The sequence below is a fragment of the Citrobacter sp. 172116965 genome (genome assembly GCF_013458095.1).
Lineage (GTDB): Bacteria > Pseudomonadota > Gammaproteobacteria > Enterobacterales > Enterobacteriaceae > Citrobacter > Citrobacter braakii.
This window is the reverse complement of the sequence record NZ_CP046673.1, coordinates 3,827,828-3,850,269: the sequence shown is the minus strand read 5'-3', so window position 1 is coordinate 3,850,269 and position 22,442 is coordinate 3,827,828. Positions and strand designations below refer to the sequence as shown.

14 protein-coding genes, 1 other RNA gene and 1 pseudogene are annotated in these 22,442 nt (G+C 50.3%); 5 read left to right on the top strand and 11 right to left on the bottom strand.

Features of this window, described 5'->3' with window-relative positions; translation table 11 throughout:
- Positions 1-26 precede the first annotated feature (26 nt).
- Positions 27-239, bottom strand: a complete 213-nt coding sequence (locus GPJ68_RS18640) for an AlpA family transcriptional regulator (RefSeq protein WP_033811208.1) — start codon at positions 237-239, stop codon at positions 27-29.
- 135 nt (positions 240-374) lie between these two features.
- On the opposite strand from GPJ68_RS18640, the gene GPJ68_RS18635 reads away from it, so the two are divergent.
- Complete coding sequence (locus GPJ68_RS18635; protein ID WP_033811207.1) at positions 375-1,082, top strand: hypothetical protein; 708 nt, start codon at positions 375-377, stop codon at positions 1,080-1,082.
- Between the two features lie 254 nt (positions 1,083-1,336).
- On the opposite strand, the gene GPJ68_RS18630 is transcribed toward GPJ68_RS18635, so the two are convergent.
- From GPJ68_RS18630 to GPJ68_RS18615, 4 genes are all read right to left on the bottom strand, one after another.
- Positions 1,337-3,016 carry a hypothetical protein gene (locus GPJ68_RS18630; RefSeq protein ID WP_033811206.1) on the bottom strand — a complete coding sequence of 560 codons (1,680 nt, stop codon included), beginning with the start codon at positions 3,014-3,016 and terminating at the stop codon, positions 1,337-1,339.
- Positions 3,013-3,915 (bottom strand): hypothetical protein, encoded by a 903-nt coding sequence (locus GPJ68_RS18625; RefSeq protein WP_052011700.1) that lies wholly within the window; start codon positions 3,913-3,915, stop codon positions 3,013-3,015. The genes GPJ68_RS18630 and GPJ68_RS18625 overlap by 4 nt, the downstream gene beginning before the upstream one ends.
- 110 nt (positions 3,916-4,025) lie before the next feature.
- Positions 4,026-6,170, bottom strand: a complete 2,145-nt coding sequence (locus GPJ68_RS18620) for a CHAT domain-containing protein (protein ID WP_033811205.1) — start codon at positions 6,168-6,170, stop codon at positions 4,026-4,028.
- A 64-nt stretch (positions 6,171-6,234) separates the two neighbouring features.
- The gene (locus GPJ68_RS18615; RefSeq protein WP_077888866.1) at positions 6,235-8,883 is read right to left on the bottom strand and encodes an AAA family ATPase; all 2,649 of its coding nucleotides are present in this window, start codon (positions 8,881-8,883) and stop codon (positions 6,235-6,237) included.
- A gap of 218 nt (positions 8,884-9,101) precedes the next feature.
- Here GPJ68_RS18615 and GPJ68_RS18610 point away from each other — a divergent pair.
- Positions 9,102-9,350 (top strand): annotated as a pseudogene (locus tag GPJ68_RS18610) (IS3 family transposase); the annotation flags it as partial.
- A gap of 536 nt (positions 9,351-9,886) precedes the next feature.
- Here the strand turns inward: GPJ68_RS18610 and GPJ68_RS18605 are convergent.
- Complete coding sequence (locus GPJ68_RS18605; RefSeq protein WP_033811204.1) at positions 9,887-10,960, bottom strand: hypothetical protein; 1,074 nt, start codon at positions 10,958-10,960, stop codon at positions 9,887-9,889.
- Positions 10,961-11,713: 753 nt separating this feature from the next.
- On the opposite strand from GPJ68_RS18605, the gene GPJ68_RS18600 reads away from it, so the two are divergent.
- The 3 genes from GPJ68_RS18600 to GPJ68_RS18590 are packed head-to-tail and all read left to right on the top strand — an operon-like array spanning position 11,714 to position 15,332.
- Entirely contained in the window at positions 11,714-12,883 is a 1,170-nt protein-coding gene (locus GPJ68_RS18600) for a hypothetical protein (RefSeq protein ID WP_033811223.1), read from the top strand.
- Positions 12,874-13,341: a three component ABC system middle component gene (locus GPJ68_RS18595; RefSeq protein ID WP_033811203.1), complete on the top strand. Its 468-nt coding sequence runs from the start codon at positions 12,874-12,876 to the stop codon at positions 13,339-13,341. Before GPJ68_RS18600 ends, GPJ68_RS18595 begins: the two co-directional genes overlap by 10 nt.
- The gene (locus GPJ68_RS18590) at positions 13,338-15,332 is read left to right on the top strand and encodes a DUF3732 domain-containing protein (protein WP_033811202.1); all 1,995 of its coding nucleotides are present in this window, start codon (positions 13,338-13,340) and stop codon (positions 15,330-15,332) included. Before GPJ68_RS18595 ends, GPJ68_RS18590 begins: the two co-directional genes overlap by 4 nt.
- A 447-nt stretch (positions 15,333-15,779) precedes the next feature.
- Here the strand turns inward: GPJ68_RS18590 and GPJ68_RS18585 are convergent, their stop codons facing one another.
- The 5 genes from GPJ68_RS18585 to GPJ68_RS18565 form a co-directional block, all read right to left on the bottom strand.
- Positions 15,780-17,021: an integrase gene (locus GPJ68_RS18585; protein ID WP_033811201.1), complete on the bottom strand. Its 1,242-nt coding sequence runs from the start codon at positions 17,019-17,021 to the stop codon at positions 15,780-15,782.
- Between the two features lie 204 nt (positions 17,022-17,225).
- Positions 17,226-17,589: a transfer-messenger RNA gene (ssrA, locus tag GPJ68_RS18580) on the bottom strand.
- 72 nt (positions 17,590-17,661) lie between these two features.
- Complete coding sequence (locus GPJ68_RS18575) at positions 17,662-18,825, bottom strand: HlyD family efflux transporter periplasmic adaptor subunit (protein WP_104652039.1); 1,164 nt, start codon at positions 18,823-18,825, stop codon at positions 17,662-17,664.
- 7 nt (positions 18,826-18,832) lie between these two features.
- A complete protein-coding gene (locus GPJ68_RS18570; protein WP_172860545.1) occupies positions 18,833-21,019 on the bottom strand; it encodes a type I secretion system permease/ATPase in 2,187 nt (728 codons plus the stop codon).
- Positions 21,016-22,425 carry a TolC family outer membrane protein gene (locus GPJ68_RS18565; protein WP_104652035.1) on the bottom strand — a complete coding sequence of 470 codons (1,410 nt, stop codon included), beginning with the start codon at positions 22,423-22,425 and terminating at the stop codon, positions 21,016-21,018. The genes GPJ68_RS18570 and GPJ68_RS18565 overlap by 4 nt, the downstream gene beginning before the upstream one ends.
- Between the last annotated feature and the right edge of the window lie 17 nt (positions 22,426-22,442).

Genomic DNA, 22,442 nt, shown 5'->3' with positions numbered 1-22,442 from the left:
GATAAACTACGAAGGCGAGGGATGTCTTAGGCCGATGCCGGTATACGCTGGAGAATCCACTCATCCAGTTCGGATTCACGCCAGCCGACAGATTGTTTGCCCAGACGATACGGCTTTGGGAAGGCTGGATCATGGCGTGGCGATTTGACATTGAGCCAGTCGTAAATGGTCGACCTTGCGATCCCCAGCTTTTTGGTTACAGCTGAGATACGCAGTATTTTCAGATTGTTCGTTGACATAATTGTTTTGCTCCGGTTTGTTTGTGTCCGGACAGATACTAGAGATAGAATTTTTGAGAGATAGACGTGAGCTAAATCTAGTTTTCTACTTTTAGCTCACGTTGTCGCGTTGCTTGAATCTTCAGGGAAAATAAAATGAATGAGCTATACAACATATTGAAATTAAAGTGTGAGCAGGAAACTGATAGGCTGGCTGAGTATGAGGGTTTTCCTGTCGAAAAAATTAATGCCTATGACACTGAAGCGCAGCAATGGATCGAAATACAAAGAGAGACATACGGAGATAAGAATTTTTTGAAGATGAGTGCCGCATTGCTTAAATCTGAAGCTGCAGATTTACGGCACAGAGCATGGTTTCTCAATGAACTCGGACACTACCTGCTTTTGTCCTTATGCCACTATCACCTAGCTTTATTCAAGCATGATAGTGGCTTGCTAGCTGAAGCATGTGAGCATTTACAAGATGCGCATTACTATTGCGGGGCAATGGTCGGGATGTATGAGTATTGTGACTGGCGAAATTGTCAGGAAGAAGAGGAAAGTAAGAGGACAGAAAAAGCAACAAAAGCAGGGGGGAGCAGAGGGACAAACTATGCTCCAGTTAAGGTTGAGCTTATCCGTCTCCTGAGGCTAAGGGCATCAGAAAATAAATGGGAAACAGTTGAGGATGCAATCAAGGGAGTCTATGAAGGGCTTTGCACCTTTATTGAGAAGGAGTCGAAGGCGTCCGGAAAAAAACCTGTGTTGAAATATGATAATCTTCCGAGAACACTTCGTGGATGGTATGAAAAGCATGACGAAATTAAAGTTGCTTTTGAAGAGGCTGTAACCTGTAAGAGATAAATACACGCTTGTTTTTCAGAGTGCATGAATATCCTGTAATTGATGATGGGTGAAGTGGTCAAGTAATATTCTTTACTGCAACATCGAATTCGGCGTGTATGGATAAATGATACTTAGCCCTCCATTTGCGCTAAGTAATAAAGCTGTATATCTGCTCAGCAATGCTGAGCAGATATACGCGAGAATATTAATACTGGAATAGTGTTTAAGAAAGCTGCTACGTAATCTAGCACGGCTTATTGGCTGGGCGAGTACTAATCAGCGGAGGGTCCTGTTGGGCTGTATTCATTGATAAACCACGTGGGTAGTGGGTGTCGATACAGGCGGGCTGACAACGCGATCAGGACTTGCCAGTTACAGTACCACCTGAAGTCTGAGGGGACGGCTGCACCGTCAAAGGTTTTAATTGACGCCTCGGCTTCCTCCTTTGCTGAAGGCCTGAGGCCAGACAATGCTCTGGAAATACCGACGCTGTGGATCCCCAGTGTTGAGCCGCTGAGTGTTTCAAGTGTTGTGGTCGGGAACCAGCGCTCAAGCGTTACCCCCTTCATCAGAGGCAGGAGCTGGTCACGCAGCGTCTGGAGGGCTTCTTCATCGCCGAGCAATGAAGTCACCGTCGCGAGTGCCGGCACCAGCGTTGAGGTCTGGAAGAAATCACGACTCTCAGCCTTGTTACTGTTGAGGGCAATAGCATCTTCCAGCGAGTCGGTGTCGACCGGCAGATAACATTCTGTTCTCAGCGCATGGTGAAGTCGGGCCACAACTTCTCCTGCGATAATCCGCGTATTGTCCCAGTCTGACTCACCCATCAGGGCGCAGAAGAGCAGGGTCAAGTCGATGCTGTGCCCGTCATAAAGGGGAAGTAGCACCCCCGAATGCTGATTGACCAGATGAATGATGGCGTTGCGAATCGTCGTGCGAAGCGTCTCCTCTCCAGGTTTTTGCTGGAGCAATAGTAAGAGGGTAGACATGCGACCCAGCTCCTCAAACATAAGCTCCAGGTAGAAGACGCGATCCGGGCGCCAGCGGAGGACGGCGCGCGGTGACTCCAGGGTTGGCATTACTTTTTCAAAGTAGTCCACCAGAGCCTGTATATGCAGCGTAACCAGCGTTTCAAAGCGGTCGATAAAGGCGTTGTCGGCGTACAATTCCAGTTTTACCGCCTCGGCCCACATACGCAGTATCAGGTATTCGCCGGTAACGACCCCAGGCTTTAAATTGCCTTCGCTTTTTCCCCAGACCAGCAGGACCGCCCAGCCCATCGACGCGGCGGCACATCGCCTTAAAAACTTCTTCTTTCGCGTCTCCGCACTCTGTTCTGACTCCTCGGCCTGTATTTCAAAACAGGCATCAACAAAGCGGATAAACCGGTTTATCGCTGAGCTTGACTCCTCAAGGCCGGCCAGGGCGGCGCGCAGGTCAGATTTTCCCCGAGCCAGCAGTAATGTTTCATCGAAGAGGTATTGCTCTATGCACGGTGTGAGCTGATCGGTGCCCCAGAATTCAAGACTGCAAAGCGGACGTGTTGCGATGTCTTCCGTAAGGGCTGAAAAACCGGCCTGGGCTTCCTGCAGCAGTACGCCATTGGATACCAGAACAATCCGCTTGCGCAGCGGCTTGAGCCGTTCCGGTAAACGGTTTCTGAGGAAGTCATTGCAGGCCTCCCGGATAGAGGGGTCGATAGACTGTGGCCCACCGTAAAAATCGGCCCGTCCGACGTTACCGAATTTGATGATAAAGACAAAAACCTCATCAACCCCGTCGGCACCCGCTTTGGTCGACAGCACGTCAACACCAGCCTGCGCGGGGCCAATCTGTGGGCGACTGAGCACATTGTGCCCCATGGACTTAAGCAGTTCTGGCAGCAGAACATCGAGCTCATTGCGCTCACGCAGGCCCGCCAGATAATGGGAGAGAACCAGCTGAATACTCATTCCAGCTCTCCTTTCCACAGCCTGTTTCTGGTCAGCTCACCTGACAGTGGATCGGTGCGCCAGGTGATAGGCAACTCAACTTCAATCTGAAAGGGCGACATTTCCAGCGAGGTTTCTTTGACACCGTCACCCACGGAAAACTCGACGGCAGTTTTGTTGGCGTATTTGAAATATTGCTTTGTGACGAACTGACCAAAAATAGAGTGCTCTTCCGAGTGCCGTTGAATCTCCCGGTTCTCACTGCGTTTCAGACTGGCATACATCAGACGCATCTCAGGCGTCATCGTAAGCTCACGGAGCACCGGTAGCGCCTTCAGATGGTTTTGCTGCTGTTCCAGCTGTGCTAGCGCGGTGTGCGCCAGTTCAAGCGAACTAAACGGGGATCCAGGGCTGGCAAGCAGCCGCTGCGTGGTCCAGGGATACTCTTCTATATGATGCTGCAGGAGTGCGCCGGCCGCATTTAGTGCCGTGGCGCTGGCAGGGTAAGCGGTTGCCAGGCTTAAAGCCCAGCCGAGTGAGATGGCGGGGGAGACATGCAGGGCGCAGAGCCGAGACGCGGCCAGTATGGCGCGTGACTCATCGACGGAGGACAGGTCGTACGCCTGTGGGTTTGCTGCCTGAAGGTGGCACACGCTTGCCTCATGCGCGAGGGCTTTCGCCAGTCCAATACACTCTTTATCGGTCAGCCAGGAGGAGAGGGCAAGTGCAAAAAGCGGAGCAGACTGACCGATTTCATGCAGGCAATTATCTGCGGTGCGAATGCACTCTTCAGGGGATGAGGCTCTTATTGTTTCGCGGCACAGCAAGGTCAGTTCCGCGATAACGGAATGGCTATTGTCAGCATCCGTTCGTAATACGGCGAGCTGGCGATAGAGTTCATAAAACGGATCTGTCGTCATATAGTCCTCAACTGAGAATGCTCAATACGCGTGAGGCATGCAGCCCCACCAGATGAAGTCACCCGCCGCATACCGGGAATTTATTTTAAGCGGCACTTCCGAAAAAACGATTACTCGCCCTCGATAACAATCATTACATTTTCTGGTCTGCCGAGTTGAACAAACAACATAGTCTCTACAAACTGGAAGTGTTCATCCCATAGCTTGGTTTCAGTGTCTTTATCTAATCCAGTTTCATCTGAAATCAGAGATCTGAAATGCTCAAACCAATTTTTGTCCTCATGAGTATTTATGAGCATATTGGCCTGAATATGAATTTTTTCATATTGCTGCTGATTGAGAAGGCCGAGTCTGTCCCGAAGTCCTTCCAGAACATCACGCACATATGACATTCTCAGCAGCCCCGTCACAACCTCACGCCAGGAGTACGCTCTTCGTTTTAGTGCTAACGGAAGGTAAATGGCGATCCGCTCCAGAAGTCGGGTCACAAACACGGCAGTGTGAGAAGAGTCGACTGGCGCAAATGTTCCAATGACGCTGAATGCACCAGATTCCAGAAAACCATTCGCGACAGAGGCATGCGAGCCTTCGGCCGGATGGGTGCTACATGCTGCCAGAACGATAATAGGAGGGATCCTGGCTTCCTGATAAAGATGCCAGACACTCAGTTTTTCATCTCCTATGGCTAACCAGGCAGAATCTGTTTCACCGCCATGACCACCATGGCAATCAAAAATAACCATTAATCCTGTAAAGGAGTTAAGCGCGTCGACAATTTCCTGGCGTGTTTTAACATCGACTATCTGAATGTTCATGCCTGGAAGTCTTTGGGCTTGCTCTCTTGCCTGCACTATATCCGACAGGTGATCCTTGATTGGGTCGTTGTTAGCAAAAGACCTGATTATGAGTACGTTACATAAGTCGCTGTATCTGAAAATTGACATCGGTCGTGAAGTTAATACGAACAGAGCGACATTTCCCGGGGTTGAAGGTATCCGGGATAACTCGTACCTGAACATTATGGGGAGTTGGTTAACCGGCACCCATTCAACTGGAAAATCGCATACGGCTAAAATTTTCTCTCTTTCACTGAATATGCTGGCTAACAGAGCATCCCCAATTTCTGTCTTAAGCAGCTGGCCATATTCCTGCATTCTTGTGTTGAGTTTTTCGCGCCATCTTCTGTCGTTTGAGCACAGGAGTTTTCCGATGTCCCGAAGCTTGTCATGATGAAGCATTACATCATTTGGAAGTCTAAATGCAGGCGCGAATTGGTTGACAGCGACAAGTGCGATGGCCGTCGTGAAAAGTCTCAATTCGATTTGCCGATCATACAACAGCGGTCCTAATATCGGGTCCTCATACGGATTGAAAATATCTTTCTCGGCAATCTGAAGCGTTGAGTTGCCATAACCGCAGCTTCTTATCAGTACGCGCCGTAGAAAATTACGTTTGGGGTTATTAAGTTTCCTGTTGAGCTGTTGCCAGTGTGCACTGTCTGCACGATACAGATAGGTGTAAACCGAGGGGCAATGAATGATCACATCATTTTTTCTGAGTGGGGATGTGTTTATTTGCTCCGGGCGAAGTCCGTCAATCAGCGCACCCAGCTCAATCATCCCTGTAATGTGTTCAGTTGTCTCGCCTGCAGGTTTAATAGGTGTAACGTCAATTTGTGCGCCATAACTGAGTAAAACATCCAGCATAGGTTCGGTACAGTTATGTCCTTTTGCGTTGACAGAAAGTGTTTCTTGTGGCGTTTCTGCTCTTTTGTTCTCAACAAATTCTTTGAATTCCTTGAATTCATCGTGCTCTTTAGCCAGCGCATCAACAATTCCAGAAATGAGTGCCAGAACAGTGTCATTGTTCAACGAGTCAACGTGTACAACGCCCTCTTGTTGGGCTGTTGAGATATGAATTATTGGTTTTTGCCCGATGGCTGATTTGACCGCGTCTACCGTTAATGTCGTACTCCACACGATGAGGGGCTGTGTTTTATATTCTGATAAGTACTGTTCAACAAGGTCTGCGCGTAACGTCTGTATTTGTAGCGGGCTGCCTAAGGCCTTAGTCAGTACGTATCCTGTACCTGTAAAGTATATGTCGCCGAGGTCGTGTGGAAATCGGGTTAGAGCCTTTAATATCGTTAAATAGTCCGGGTGCCAAAAATCTGAAAAACCCTGAAAGAAGGTTGTTCGCCTTTTACGCGTGTCATCCGGTACTATCACAAGATGAGAAATCATGCTCGTCGTCATACTCTGTCCCATTGTCTCGATACCACTAGCACTCGAATCTACTCTTTCTCTCTTAATTTGAGTGCTATCTTCCGTGGCGTAAATCTAACGCATCCAAAGCTTCGAGGGTCGCGATAACAGACTCGACATGCTCTGCGTCAAAGTCATCGCGATTTTCCTCTTCGTGTGTTCCCTTGTTCAGATATGTCCAGACCAGATTCTGTTCTGGAATGCCCAGAATCGTGCCATAGGCTGCAATTAATGGCTCTTTATTGGCATGCTGGAAAGTGGTAGCACTTCTAAGTTTTTTCAGAAGCGAATCGCAAAGGTTTCGGAGCTGTGGCTCGGCACCCGCCGCCGTGATTTGTAACGTGAGAACGCCCTGTTCATGACTGCTAAGCCATTTCCATACCTTTTCTGAAAGCATTTCTAATGCCTGTCGGGATGCGGCTAACGCGTCCCGGTCATTAAGAACTTCACGGGCCGCTCTTGCTCTGGCAATGTAGTTTGCGCTCGCTACATTACTGCGGACGCGAGGTTGATGATTGCCATCATGATGTCTGAGAAGGTAGACGCGGCAGTTATTCCGCCGTCTTACGGGAAGATGTTGCTGAATATCTTTGATGAATTCGTTGCTGTGGCAGGTAACGATAAGCTGAGTGTCTTCAAAGGTGTCGTTTTCAAAAATCGTTTCTCGTATGCCGCCACGGTGGTCGTGGTCGATGGCATTGATAGCGTCATCGAAAACAATGAGTGGGCATGCAATGCTCCTCGCCTTCGCCAGCAGAATGGCGAGGCCAAGGCAGCGAACATGGCCCTCGCTCAGAACATGCAGTGCATCTACCCGGCGTTCAGGGGCAGCCCGAAATGAAATTTCTATCTTTTCTTCGCCGGTTAATGGCAAATAGAGTGCGGCGAGCTTATCAGCGTCAAGATCGTTGCGGTTAAATGAGTTGTAGAGCGTCATGGCTGACTCGTTAAGTCCCGCCATGAGCTGCCCGGGTAGCTGGTTGCGGTACGATCTTATTGCTTCAAGGAAAAGGTCATACGTTGTCTTTAGCGGCGTGTCCCTTACGATGTCCTGCTGCTCTTGCGTTACTTCCAAAATTAAAGGGGCGTTTGTTTCATCAAACCCTCTAATACGAGCAGCTGCTGCGTCAATATTCTCTTTCAATTGATGACGTTTTTGGTCCTGCATCTGTACGCGAAGCTGGAAATCCCTGAGTCGGTTTCGTTCCTCAATTAACTGCTGGCGTCCCTGTTGTGACACTCTTGTAGCAGTATCTTGCCCCGCAATCTGATCTGCTATTTCGATGATTTGTGCCAGAGACGGGTTCATCCCGGCATTATCAGGCGCAATAGCTTCCCACCAGAATCCAGCAGGTTCTTCGGGCAATGCAGCGAGGAACTCACCTACAGGTGTCACGGGATCGGCATCAATGAATAACTCTATTTTTTTGAGGATCTGTCTGAGTTCTCGGGAGATGCGGTTAACTTCAATCTCCGCTGCTTTTTGACTTTCCTGAAGGAGAGCCAGCGCTTCAAGCTGTTGCAGTCCGGTTGAGGCTTTTTCGTACGGGTCGATTGCAACATGGTTCTGACCAACGAGTGGGGTATCGCACGCTGGGCAACGATCCCCCACGGGCTCGCGCAGGGCAAGTACGGCTTCGTAAAGTCCTTTGAAAGATACCTGATCGCTCTGAGCTCTCAGATTCTCCGTAATACGGTTGAATTCGTTCTTGTGTGCCTCCGCCCTGTCATAAGTTTCCTGAAGGGCTGGGCCGCTGATGCCAATAATAGCGGGGGGGACGGCCTCCAGCATGGCGTCTAACTGCTGCAGACGCCCTGGCGCGGCTTCGCTACCTAACAAAGCTTTCAGGTCGCTGTACGTTGTTCCTGGCGCATAACTTTCGGCTAAAGCTAACTCTTCGCTTGTGAGTACCCTGACTGCTTCAGCTTCGCCGTCCACGATCAGCTGATCTGCCTGCAGTCCGGCGCGACGTGTTTCAAGTGTGGCTTGCTTGTCTGCTGCCAATACGAGTTGGCTATCAATGCTCTCATTGAAGTGACCCACGAAGTCACTGAACTGGTCCATGCCAAACAGTGTGGCAATAAGTTCTGCACGTTGGGCATTGGGGCGGGCAGCAATTCGTGAGAATGAATCAATGCGGTTTTTCTCAACGAAGCAAAAGCGAAACGTATCTGGATTTGGGGCAACATCCAGCTCCCGTCCTCTACCATCGAGTGCTTTGAGAATGGGTGGGGCGAAACGGCCAGCATGGAGGTTCGCGAGGTAGGTTCGTGCAGCAATGCGTTTGTTTCCTGCCTCCTCGACATCACCTAACAAAGCATATTCCAGTGCTTCGCAAAGGCTGGTTTTTCCGCTTCCATTGGGACCGTAAAGCAGCGTTATCTGCTTATCAAGTTCAAAGGATTCTGGTGTTCTGAAACCGCGGAAGGGGCCTAAAGTCAGCCTATGCAGGCATGACCATGGCCATTCACCTACCTCAATATTGGCTTCAATTGCGGGAGGCCCTTCGGGGATCTGCGCCAGTTGCTGACGCATCAACTGCGCCAGATAGATGGAGCGCTGGCTGCGATTTCTGGAAGTTCCTGCAAGAGCATCAAAGTTTGCAAGACACAGGCTAGCCAGTTGCCGGACACCTGATGGGATTGCCTCAGATTGGTAAACCCAGCTAACAAACCGATCAAAATCTTGTCTTGCAGAAGCCATATAACTTTCCCTGTGCTATCAACGGTGTTGACTGTTGTATTCCTCCTCTCAATAAATGTAAATGAATTAAAGTATGAGATTCTATGGCGATCATAGATTTGTCGTTCCGAGTGAGTCAGCGGTTCGGGCGCATCTGTGATGAGGCTGCATGTAAGACCGTCTTCGGTGCCAAACAGCGCTATGGGCATCGCGTATGGTTGATGAATAGATAGGAGTTCAAGACCATCATAGCGAGTCTGCGTCGTCAGGGACGGCGGGCAAAAGTGAGCCGGAAGTTCAGCCCGGTCAGCTCATTGAACACGGCCTGCCGGTATAAGAAAACCTGCTGAAGAAGGTCTTCATCGCCTGCGGCCGAACCAGAAGCAGGCGTGGGACATCACTTACTTATGCACAGATAGGGGCTGTCAGTGTTTTTTGACCTGTGGTCACGGGCGGTGATCGGTTTGGCAATATCGTCACGGATGACACTATCTAGGAATCAGTAAATGAATGGATCTTTCTGGCGACAATAAACGAACATTTGGTGTTACATCTAGTGACGTTGGATAGACGCGATGGTGTTGAATTGTTGCTTAAATCGATGGAACTTCTCGATATGTGTAAAGGAATTGTTCATCATGAAAAATGGCAACAAACTTAGACAAGAAAAAAAGAACAGGCCACTCATGGTAGTAAAGCAATAGCATCACTTTTCACTCATCTAAAGCTGAAGTGATCAATTTCCTGCATTATAACAATCCTGAGGATGGCCGGAAAAGCAGAAGGGAGGCTCTGGGGTTAATTAATGATGAGATATACACATTTATTCAAAAGCATGTCTATTCTGGGTCCTCTGAAGAGAAAGAAGAGGACGTGGTAATATTATTTTCACGAATTCTCCGGTTGATTGATCTAGAAATGATACAGTAATTAATGCATCTTTTAACGCAATGATAAGGAAAAAAAGTCCCTAAAGGCGCAGGGTAGAGAACCTATACTTTATGCATGTAAGTAAATAACATTCTCATTTACAAAGCCTAAGTAGTTCGCCCATTTTCTTTTTTCTCTCTTGGTCACTACCAAGTCCCAGTGGTGCAAAAATAGTCCCGGCGCCGCTTAGGTTTGATTTTTTATTTAATATATTAATTATGTTTTTCAAATAACTTTTGTTTATGTAAGAACTGTAGCCTGATTCTATTTTTACCAACATTCTACTTGCATTCAATCTGTCGTCGGGGCTGGCTGAATCAATTACTCTCATATTCATCCTTAGTAATAAGCTGCTCAATAGATCACCAGAGTGCTCAGGTATTTCTCTTACTAATATGTTTTTTTCTTTATAATAAACATCATTAGACTGAAACTCATCAAGGAAGGCATTTAAAACAAATTCTTTCTCATCAAGATTAAACTCGTAAATCTTTCCACCATACTCCTGTGATACGGTAATTCGATGTAAATACCCCTTGTCCTCATATCTGGCCTGAGATACTAAAGGATACTCGCTAAAATGAATTGTCACTTTTAAGGCACTAATTGCGCAAATAAACCAATCATCTAAGAGAATACACCCACTATTATTAGTTAAATTACACACCTCTACTTTTCGCCCAGAATCTATAAACTCACTCTCACTTTGCAATATCCAGAAAAGAAGATTGTTTTGATGTATGCGTGATGCAATAAATAAAGGGTATCGAAATCTGTGACAGAACTCACTGTACTTATTTAAAAAAGATCCTGAGATTTTTTTGGTTTCTAAAGCATTGCTTGTCTTTACCTCAATAAAACATTTTAATTCCTTACCCTTGGGCATGTTAAAACTGGCCAGATAATCCGGTACCTTAATGCCAGTGTTATTTACTGGTGATTGGCCTAAAGACGCTAAACTTGTACATACTTCCATAAAAAAGCACAATAAAGCGAATTCGTCCTCTAAAAATAAACCGTTAATTCGCCTTTTTATTTCATCTTTATTTTTATCATTCCCAATAGAAGTAAGGAAAACATCAAACTCTTCCTCAGAGCTCATTCCGATTCGAATGTTTTTAAATAGTTTTAGTTTTTCCACTTCCGATAGATAATTTAAACCTTGCATATTCATCCCTCGCACATAGATGTTATAAAATTACTAGTTGCAATGTGCTGTACTTTCCAAGTAACTGCGCCGAATAATAGACCCTTAGAAGGTAATCAATCCAGACTGTTCTATGCCGATCATAGTAGCAATATCTGATCAAGAAAAACACCCGAGTGATAAGCTCGGGATCGGATCGATATGGCATGAGCTCGACATCGTCATATTGATGTAGCACCGGTATCATCCGGCCAAGTGCATAGCCACAGTCATCGTAGGTTGGCGGATTTTTTATCGTTGACAGAGACAATGATCACACTAGATATACTGTAGTAGGCGAGTGGTCACATCTCTCGCTCGGTCACCTGAGTTACTCTCCTTGGAAATCCGTTCACAGTCATATCGGCGGTTGAATCGCCACGGGTTTAACAGACACCTCAGAGTCATTTAAAATGGCTTAAAGAGAGGTTCACATGAGCAGTAAGCGTTATCCCTTTGATAGTTTTTAGAAGCTATCCCCTAGTAAATGAAAGCCCTTTGCGAACACTTGGTTTGCAGTGCTACTATTTGGTGGCGTCAATTGAGTTAATTGGTTATTTATCAGTTATATTGGGGTCTAAAACCGTCGCAGTTACTGTCTTTTTATATAGTATTTGAGACTGATCAAGTTGGTGGCAAAGTCTCAGTCGGCGTTTCCAGGAATATGGATCATCACGCTAGAGTGCATTCAGTGTAATGGTCGCTCTTGCCTCTGAAGTCGGTCATGGAATGTTTATGGATAAATTGTCAGAGAAATTGCCGTTTGATGCTTCGAAGCTTTTCGAAGCCCTTATGTATCAGTTAGTTGTTGCGCTTGAGTACTGCCATAAGCTGGAGAAGGGGAAACGCCTCTGGGTCGAGGTGTACGGCGATGTAACCTTGGAGGATGTGGCTCAGGTGGAGGTCAAGCTGTATGCCGATACCTTGAGAGATGGCCACCAGAACATCTGGAACACCTTGAATAATTGGTTGAATAAAGCGTTTGACCATAAGGCCTACGAAAGCCTGATACTCTTGACGAACCAGGAGTACTCACCCAAGTCCACCTTGACCGACTGGAACGGCTCCACCGCTGGCGAAAAGCTCGCTTTACTGCTTGCGATCTACGACGGTGCTGAGCAGCGCTTTGCCGCCTCCAAGGCGACGGAGCCATCGGAAACCCTGCAGTTGCAGCGGTCGGTCATGGATCTGGCAATCAGAGACGATTTGCTGGAGGTGCTGGAGCGCGCGGTATTCATCACCGGCTCACCTTCGCTCAACGAGCGACTCCATGCCTATAAGGTGGACAAACTCAGGGTCATACGGGAGTCGAAGCAGCAGACCTTCATGGATGACATCCTGGGCTTTATTGGGAGCTCGCGGTACATCAATACTGGCTGGGAGATCACCTGCGAGGAGTTCACCGCCAAGTTTGTTGATCTGACCAAGCTCTACATGAAACATTCGAGCATCTTTCCGGAGGTCGATACCGACGCTCTGAAGCAGAAGATTGATCTTGATGAAATTGCTGACCGGCCTTTCGTCCAGAAAATTCGAGAGATCGGTGGTGAAGCACGGATCAAGCAGGCCGCCCTGCAATTGCTCATTGCGGGTGAGGTCATTGATGAGCTGTATAGCGACAACTTGGCCTCTGAATTTGACGTCAAGCGCTACCAGAAAAACCACCTTGATCGTCATCTGGATGGACGCCTGAGTGCGATGGTTGATTGCATGGATGAGACCTGTCCCATCCAGTTGCGGCGCCAATCGCTGAAGTTCTTCTACAAGCAGCACGCCGAAACCGTGGTGCAGTTAAACACCTTTGAAGATACGACGGCGGACTTTCGAAACGGCATCTACCACATGCTGGCTGATGTGAAAACCGATGACGAAGACAAAACGTTTTACTGGAGACTATGGCCGTGAACCTGAACGCTGCCGACTACATCTATACCTTGCGCCGGACGCCATTTGCTCTCGCGCCCATCATCCACTCGTTCTATGACCACTGGGATCCGACAGAGAAGGACATCCTTCTTAGCTACCTAGTGCTGCCGCTAGTGACATACAAGCCCATGCATAAGTTCTTGAACTATGCCAAGAAAAACAGCTCATTGCGCACGCTGATGCAGGAGCCAAGCCGTGTTCTTGGCTTGGAGGCCAGGATCGAGGAATACAAGCCAATCACCCATGCTTCCCTGCTCATCCTTACCTCCGAGAAAAGCATCAAGGTCAATGACGACATGTCGGTGGAACCCCAAGGTAAGATCAGGGAAGAAAATGCTAATGCCCAGCTCATCAAGTACGCACGAAAGCTCGCTGTTGTGTTTAACGGTGAAAATGTTGTTTCTGTTTACAGGTCTTTGGGGTTGAAATCGCTATGAACTGCTATGTAAGGTTTATCGGCGTCGTTGACAAAGACGACCGGATTCATGCTGTGGAGTTTACTCGGGGTCTGAACATCATTACCGGGAAGTCTTCGACAGGTAAGAGTGCTATCTTGGAGATCTTCGACTATTGCCTGGGCAGCAGCGAAGACACTATCCCTGATGGCAAGCTGACCGAGCGTGGCAAGACATTTTTCACCGTCCTGCAATTCCCTACGCTGACTTTGGTAATAGGGCGTACAGCAGCTTCCAAACGCTGCTTCTTGCGTGAAGTCACTGGGACAGAGGCGGACAACATTCTTGAGCTCATGGGACACGTCGAATACTTCTTCGATGAACGACACTATATTCACAAAGATCAGTTCTTGAAGAGCCTGGGCAAGTTCTTCGGTATCACGATGGAGAACATTGATACAGACCCAATGTATAAGCAGGTCACGGGGGCCAAAGGTGCGACGCCGTCCGTGCGAAGCTTCCCGTCATTTATGCTGCAGCACCAGAATCTGGTCGCGAATAAGCATGCGATTTTCTACCGTTTCGATGAGAAGGTTAAACGAGACCAGGCGATCGACCACTTCAAGATTCTCATGGGGATCGTGAAGGAAGATTACTTTGATGTGTATAAAGATCTGACCGAGGCGTCCTATGAGCTTCGGCGTGTTGAGCTGAAAATACCGAAAGACGACAAAGCGCGAGAGATGGCCATCGCGAAATTCAACAGACTGCTGGATCAGTACCAAGCTCTTGCAGGAAAGCCCCTCTTCGACATGACGGCAGATGAAATTTTCCTCAAGCCAAAGGAAGCGCTCAGGCTTATGCTCGCGACCCCAGTTTTTGTGGATGGTCTAGCCGACGACTACGAGAAAACCCTCAACTCCTTGCGTGACCAGAAAGCCAAGCTTGTGGCCGAACTACGCTCAGCCATTGGCCGGCTGAACCTGCTGGAACGGTCTGTCGAGCAGGTCAAGGGGATCGGTACCTCGTATGCGTCACTGACAGTCCCTCGTTCCACGAGCTTTGATCACACGTTCTGCCCCGTTTGTGAGTCGCACTCCGACATTCCCGAAGATCAGGCGAACAAACTCACTCAGGCGATTGAGTGGCTCAATACCGAGTTGAGGCTTTCCTCCTACGCCCGAGAGAGCTTGGGGCAGGAGAGTCGTGATCTGAGAAAGGAGATCAAGGAAATTCGGCTGAAGCTGAAGAGCGTTCAAACCTCGCTCAAACCTTTCGAAGAGCATGATAGGCGGGTTGCAGAAGCAAGCTCGCTCGAAGATGCGCCGAAAAAGGCCAAGCTGTTACTTGAGATCGCTATCGATGAGTTCATCGAGAATCCGCCATCTGACCTCAAGAAGATTAAGGCGTATTGGGCAGAGCAGGTCAAGAAGTATCAGGAGCTTCTGGATAAGTATGACGTTGATATCGAGCTGGATCGGTTATCTCGGGATATCAACAAAAAAATGAAGGAGATCGGTCAGCGGTTCCATTTCGAGGAGACCTACAGGAAGGGCTCCCTGCGATTTGATATTAATACGTTTGACCTGTGGCACGAGAAAGAGGCGCACAAGAAAGTGTTTCTCCGCTCTATGGGCAGTGGTGCCAACTGGGTGTACTCACACCTCACCCTGTTTATGGCGCTACATTACCAGTTCGCTGCTTGGGGGGACAAATGTGCAATCCCCCCCATCCTATTTCTGGATCAACCAACTCAGGTGTACTTCCCTTCCAAGGATGAGGGCGAGGAGTTCGAAGCCGAGAATTTGCGGGCCGAGGACACCCAAGGTATAGAACTGCATGATGACATCGATGCGGTGTCGAACATGTTCACGCAGATGGCGCATTTCTGTGATGATACGGCGCGTGAGACGGGCGTGATGCCACAGATCATCGTCTGCGATCACGCCGATGGACTCAATCTCGGACAGGGCTACAACTTCAAGGATTTCGTACGGGCGAAATGGCGCCACCGTGGGTTCATTGCGGACTGACTGATCGCTATGGAGCAAATCGGTGGCTATGGAAGGTAGTCGAAAGCTCCATATCAAGAGAACAGCGGTGCGTCCCGGTCCCGAACCAGTCTGTAGTTCTGGCTTTCGGATTCAGAGTGGTAGTGTGCACTGCTCATCGTCCAGAAATCAGCCCGGTATTAAGCGCATTAGGTTACACGGTAAAGTCTGCGAATGGTTTTTTCCCGGTGATGGCGAGCCGATTTTCGAATAAGTAAAAACGGGTCATCCTTCGACCCATTTTACTGTCTAACAACCTGATTTCAGAAACGATAACTGAATCTGGATAGGCACGGGTTTAGCTGGCATATCAGTAAGCATCTTTCAATTTGGCAAAAAATACCAACTTCCGTTTTTGGCGCTTACGGGGATGAAATTTAAAGCCTCATTTAGCACTGTATTAAAGTAGGAACTGTTATTAGTTACCCGTCACCCTACTAACCTCATTCCTTTCATACTGCCCTCAATCATACTTCCACAATCAGCTGCCATCACAAAATCAGCCCACCATTGCATCATCGGGCGACGCTGTTCCAGGTAATCGCTGCGGTTATAAGCACGGCGAACCTCATTCTTATCCACGTGGGCCAATGCAGCCTCAATCACATCAGGCGGAAAACCTTGCTCGTTGAGAGCTGTACTGGCAATAGATCGCAAACCGTGTGAAACGAGGACCCCACCAAAACCTGCGCGTTTTAGCGATGCGTTTACGGTCTGACTGTTCATCGGCTGGTTTGGCTTGATGCGGCTGGGAAAGATAAATTCTCGATTTCCACTTAACGGCTTCATCATCTCCAGTATCGCAATTGCTTCATCTGACAATGGAACAGTATGGTCGCGGTTCATTTTCATGCGTGCTGCAGGAATCTTCCACTCTCGCGCTTCTATGTCTACCTCTTCCCAGAGAGCTTCAGCCGCTTCGGCAGGGCGGGTAATAGTAAGAAGTTGCCACATGAACAGGCAGCGTGTGGAAAGGCTAATGCTGGCTGTTCGCATTGTCTGCATCAGTTGAGGTAGCTGATCCGGTCGAATGCTGGGCATGTTCTTTTTCTGAGGCTTCTCGAAGGCTTTACCGATATTAACGCTGGGAACAGCATCAATAAGCCCTGTGTTTTGGGCGTAGATCATGACCTCATTAATGCGTTGGCACAGGCGACGAACGGTTTCCAGTGCTCCTCTGGCCTGAACTGGTTGGACGGCCTGAACCAGTGTGTGAGCTTTAATATCTGTAACGCTAACGTCGCCAATTGCAGGAAAGACATCTCTTTCAAGAGAGCGCCAGATATCGTCGGCATAGTCCTCTGTCACGCTGGCTTTCTTCACATTCCACCATCGTTCAGCCACGAGCTGGAAAGTATTGGTTTTAGCTTCAAGCGAACTGCGAAGTTGTTCTTGCTGATGTTCCTGTGGATCGATTTGTTTCGCCAGGAGAGAGCGTGACTCTGCCCGGTAGTTTCTGGCATCGGCAAGCGTAACTGACGGGTAGGGGCCAATGCTCTTTTTCGCTCGCTTCTTAGTGACGGGGCGAATGTAGCGAAACTGCCAGATTTTACTCCCGCTGGATTTGATAAGTAGCTCAAGGCCATCGCCATCATAGAGAACGTAGTCCGCTTCCTTGGGTTTAGCAGATTCGATTTCTTTAACGGATAGAGGTTTGGTTTGTCTTGCCATTGCCGGGTTTCCATAGTTTTAGGCACCTCAAAAACAATAAAGCTTTATGAGGTGCCTAACAAGGTGCCTAAAAGGTTCGGATTTAATTAGTTATCTTCGGACTTCGCGGGACAAATTGAGGGCACAAAAAAGCCCGCAGGGCTTGCGCCGTGCGGGCTCTTAGGACTTCATCGGATGACTCTGGTAATCACCGATGGAGAATTTTGGTGGAGCTGGCGGGAGTTGAACCCGCGTCCGAAATTCCTACATCCTCGGTACTACATGCTTAGTCAGTCTTTACATTCGCCTGGCACCTGCGGACAGACACGCCACTACCAGACTAGCCTGATTAGATTTAACGCTTCAACCCCAGGCAGGGCCTCCACGCGATCTCTTTTGGGTTTGACCTCTCTTTGATCCCCGTCTTAAGAGCGGAAGCTAGGGAGAGAGGGCTCAGAGCAGGTTATTAAGCTGCTAAAGCGTAGTTTTCGTCGTTTGCGACTATTTTTTTGCGGCTTTTTACGAGGCCAACCGCCCCTCGGCATGCACCTTGGGTTTCGCGAATCCCGTCGAATCCAGAATCAGCCCCAATGTGTTAGAGCAAGTATAACAGACTTGTGACACGCGTGACCAGCCCCCGCAACCCCTAATCCTCAAGGATTTACCGCTCGCGCAGCGCTTCTTTTGCGCGATTAAACGGTTTGATTAAATAGTCGACGATGGTTTTTTCACCTGTTTTTATATCCACTGTGGCAATCATTCCCGGTACGATGGGGAAATGGCGTCCCAGTTTGTTCTGTAAGAAGTCCTGATGGGTGCGGATAAACACGCGGTAGTAGAATATTTCCGGTTTCACTTTGTCTTGAATAGTGTCCGGGGAAATAGTTTCGACTACGCCTTCCAGACCGCCGTAAATCGCGTAGTCATAAGCGGTTATCTTCACCAGCGCCCGCTGGCCGGGGTGGATGAACGCGATATCGCGCGGAGACAGGCGAGTTTCAATCAGCAGATGATCGTCCAGCGGTACAATCTCCATCATCTCGCCATTGGGCGGGATAACGCCGCCAATGGTAGTGACCTGGATGTTTTTCACAATACCGCGCATCGGCGCGCGCACGGTCAGGCGGGTGACGGAATCCTCGCGTCCTTTCAAAATAGCCGCCAGCATATCCACTTCGGCATTGGCTTTTGACAGCGCTTCCCGCGCCTGCACGAAGTATTGTGAGCGCAGATCGGTGATTTTTAATCCTAAATCGCTTTTTTGTCGTTGCAGACGCAGCACTTCAACGTGGCTGGCGGCACCACTTTTTTCCAGCCGTTGGGTTATGGCCAGCTCTTTATTTACCGAGACCAGCGCATCCTGCAGTTCTGCCATAGAATCAGCGAGCTGCGCGCGGCGACTTTTATACAAGCGCGTTTCGGAGGCGATGAGATCCGGCCAGGCGCGTAGTGAAGCGGGAAAAATGAGCGGCAGATCGTTAACTTCGGCATTGAGCCTTGCGCTGGAAGCCAGTGAGGCGCGATAGCGGGCGGCGCTCTCCCCAACGTTGGACTCAGAGCGAGTGGGGTCGAGGCGCGCGACAATCTGATTAGCCTGTACTTTATCTCCTTCGCGTACCGTGAGCTCGGCGAGAATACCGCCATCCAGCGACTGCAAGACCTGCTCGCGCGAGCTGGGGATTACTTTCCCGCTGCCGGTCGAGACTTCATCCAGCTTGCCGAAATACGCCCAGATACCCAGGACGGCAAACAGCAGTGTGCTGAGCAGAATAATGCGGCTGGCCCCGGAGAAACGGTGCTCGCGGCGGATATCGAGGTCGTCCATGGCAGCGTCATGCGGATTGGTTTTCATTTTTCCACTCCCGACCGTGAGTAGGGGCTGGTGCCCGGCTCGCATTCAGCGCCTGCGCTTTCGGGGCATCCATGACCAGTTGACCTTCTTTTAACACCACTACGCGCTCGACCAGCTCCAGAACCGGCACGCGATGGGTGGCGACAATCAATGTTCGGTTGCCCAGCCACTGGTTCAGGCGCTGAATAAACTCTCGTTCGGTATGTTCATCCAGCGAGGCGCTGGGTTCGTCGAGCAGCACGATATTGGGCGATCGCAGCAGCATTCTTGCCAGCAGGATCGACTGCTGTTGTCCACCGGACAGACCGTTGCCGCCCTCCATAATGGGGTGCGCCAGCCCTTTGGCGAGTTGTTTAACAAAAGCCGCCGCGCCGCTGACCTCCAGCGCTTCGAAGATCTGCGCGTCGCTGGCATGCGGTGCGCCGAGGGTAAGGTTCTCGCGCAGGGTGCCAAAAAACAGCCGCGCATTCTGACTGAGAAAACCGATATTGCGGCGTAAATCGGCCATATCGATCTGCGCCAGGCTCAGGTTATCGAGTCGGACATCGCCCTGGATAATCTCCACGCCGCCCGCCATGGCCTGTAGCAGTGTTGATTTCCCGGCGCCGTTACGCCCGAGGATCGCCACCCGTTCGCCGGGCATGACCTCCAGACGCGAGATGCGCAGCGGAACGCGTTGATCGTCGCTGTGGTAGCGAAAGTGCGCGTTTTCAAACAGATAATGGCCGTGAAAAATCTCCTGATGCACCCGGTCTTCATCGTACTGCGTTTCGGTGGGAAGCTGCATGATGCTGTCTAACCCCATCTTCGCCGCCTTGACCTGCTGCCAGCGGGCCAGCACGCCACACAAGTTCGCCATCGGGGCAATCATTCTGGAACCGAGCATCGACGCGGCCACCACGGCCCCGGTGGTCATTGTGCCTTCAATGACCATCGGCGCGCCGAACATAATGATGGCGGCGTAGACCAGGCTTTGTACCGACATGCCCCAGCCAATCAGCCCCTGAGTCAGCTTGCGCGTGCGTAGCCCGGACTCTCCGGTAATACGGATGTAGCTGTTCCACTGTTGTAAAAAGCGGTTTTCCGCCTGCATCAGCTTGATATCTTCCAGCCCCTGAACGCTCTCGACCAGCACCGCGTTGCGCAGGGTGGATTCATGCGCTGCCTGGTTGGCGAGTACCGCCAGTTTCTTCTGTAACAGCAAACCGGGCAGGATCATCAGCAGGGCCGCGACGGGGGCTATCCACGCCAAGGGCGGGGCGATAAAGGCCAGCACCACGATAAACAAAAAGAAAAACGGTAGATCGACAATCGTCGACAGGGTCGAGGAGGTGATCATCTCGCGAACCTGTTCCAGCTCGCGCAGTTGAGAAATAAAGCTCCCCGTCGAGCGGGGAACGGCGCTGTTGCGCAGCCGCAATGCGTGGCTGAACACGCGATCGGAAATGCGCATATCGGCGCGTTTGCCGAGCAGGTCCATTATGTGGGTACGCGCTTCGCGCAGCAAAAAGCCAAACAGCACCGCCACCAGAACGCCGGTGGAGAGAACATACAGCGTTGGATAAGACTGGGCGGGGATCACCCGATCATAGACCTGCATCGAAAAGATAATCCCGGCGAGCGACAGGACGTTAATCAGAAAGGCGGCAACCATGACCGGCAGGTAAGGGCGGATGTCCTGTAACACCAGTTCGCGCATCCAGTCGGGCCTGAAGCGCGAAATATAGCGGTCTACCCGACTGTCCTTCAGCGCTGACAGCGGGCGCAGCGCGGTAATGCTCACGATCTCCGGCAGAAGTTCTGCAACTGTGAGTCGGTTACGCTGGCCCTCTTCGGCGATGATAAAAACATCCAACGCATCTTCACCGTTGAAATGTTCTATCACCATCAGTTGGCCGTCGCGCAGTTCCGCCACCACCGGCAGACGCCACTGGCCGAACGCCTGCGTGGCGGTATCCAGCGCATGAAATGACAGCCCTGCCTGACGCGCCAGCTGCGACAGGGCCATAGCTCGGCTTTTTCCCGCAAACCACGGGGCGTTGGCCTGGATTGCGCCGGGCGAACAGGCAACGCGATAGTGGCTGGCAATATGCGTCATCGCCAGCGCCCACAGGCTCAGGGCGTGTTCGCCAATCGCATCTTCCGCATGTGTATCGACGTCGCTCATAGCTTTATCTCCACCGATTGAATACTGCGGTTATTTAAGGCGAACGCCTGGCGAAGCGAGCCGGTGTTATAGAGGCAGTTCAACTGGAGCTGGCGCAGCTGGTTTTGAGTCTGGAGTTCAGCAAAACGGGCCTGATATACCTCCTGCTCGACGTTAAGCACGTCGAGCAGTGGGCGTGACCCGAGGTCCAGATACTGCTGTTGATAAAGCTCGCGCGTTTGTTCACTCAGCCGTTGCTGGCGACGCAGGATCTGCAGGGCAGTGGCGAGGCTCATCGCCTGGCTGCGGGATTCCAGTAATTTCTGCCGTACTTCAAGTCGGGTACGCTGGATGGAGTACTGTGCAGACTCTACCGCGTGACTGGCGGCGTTGCGTCTGGCGGTGAGTCCGCCCCCCTGATACAGCGGCATCTCGACTTTTACCCACGTGGAGTACTGGGTTTTGTCGAGCACCTCATGGCTGGGGTATTTGTCGTTGAGATAGTGCTGAACCGACGGCTCCAGGGAGATAGTGGGCGTCATCTGCGCGTTGGCGTAATCGAGATTTGCCTGTGCCACATTCGCCTGCGCCCATGCCGCCAGCACCGCAGGAACCAGCTTATCGTCCGGTTTGACCCCATCACAACTGCTGTCCAGTTTGACCGGAAATTCGTTGCTGATGCCGTTAAGCGAGTTCCAGCCGAGGAAGCTCATCAGCGTTGCCTTGCTGCTGTCGAGATTAGCCTGATACTGCGCCAACTGAGAACGTGCAGACTCGATACGCGCATCGGTTTGCACCACGTCGGATAGCGAGGTTGCCCCTTCATCATTGCGTTGACGGGTCAGCCGACCAATACCGTTCAAGGCGCTGAGCTGCTCTTCGGCGGCGTCCACCATTTGCTGCCACGTCTGCACCTGGACTATCGCGTTGGCGGTTGCATGGGCGATGGTATCAATACTGAGTAATACATTCGCCTGCTGTTGTGCGGATCCGGCGGTTTCAGCGCGGACCTGGCTTGCCACTTTGCCGAAGTCGTACAGCATTTGCGACACTGAAATAACCAGAGCCGGGCTAAAGCCGTGATCGGTATAAGTATTGCTGTAACCGTTGTTCATCCCGGCAGAAACCTGCGGGTAATATTTTGATTTCGCCACATCGATCTGCTCATTTTGTGAGAGCAGTTTGCCGATGGATTCACGAATAGAAGGATGCCAGCTCACGGCGCGACTCACTGCGTCGTTGAGCGTCAGGCTGCCGGGGGCGGCGGCGCTTAGCGGCAGATCGGCAACCGCGCCGTCCAGCGAGGGCAGCATCTGGCTGGTGGCCAGGCCTTCCGGCGTAATAATTTGCGGTTCATCTTCGGCATTCACCCGCAGGGTACAGAGCGTTAATGCCAGCAGTAAGGCAACAGGCGCGACATTTCTCATAGTTTATCCCTTACAAA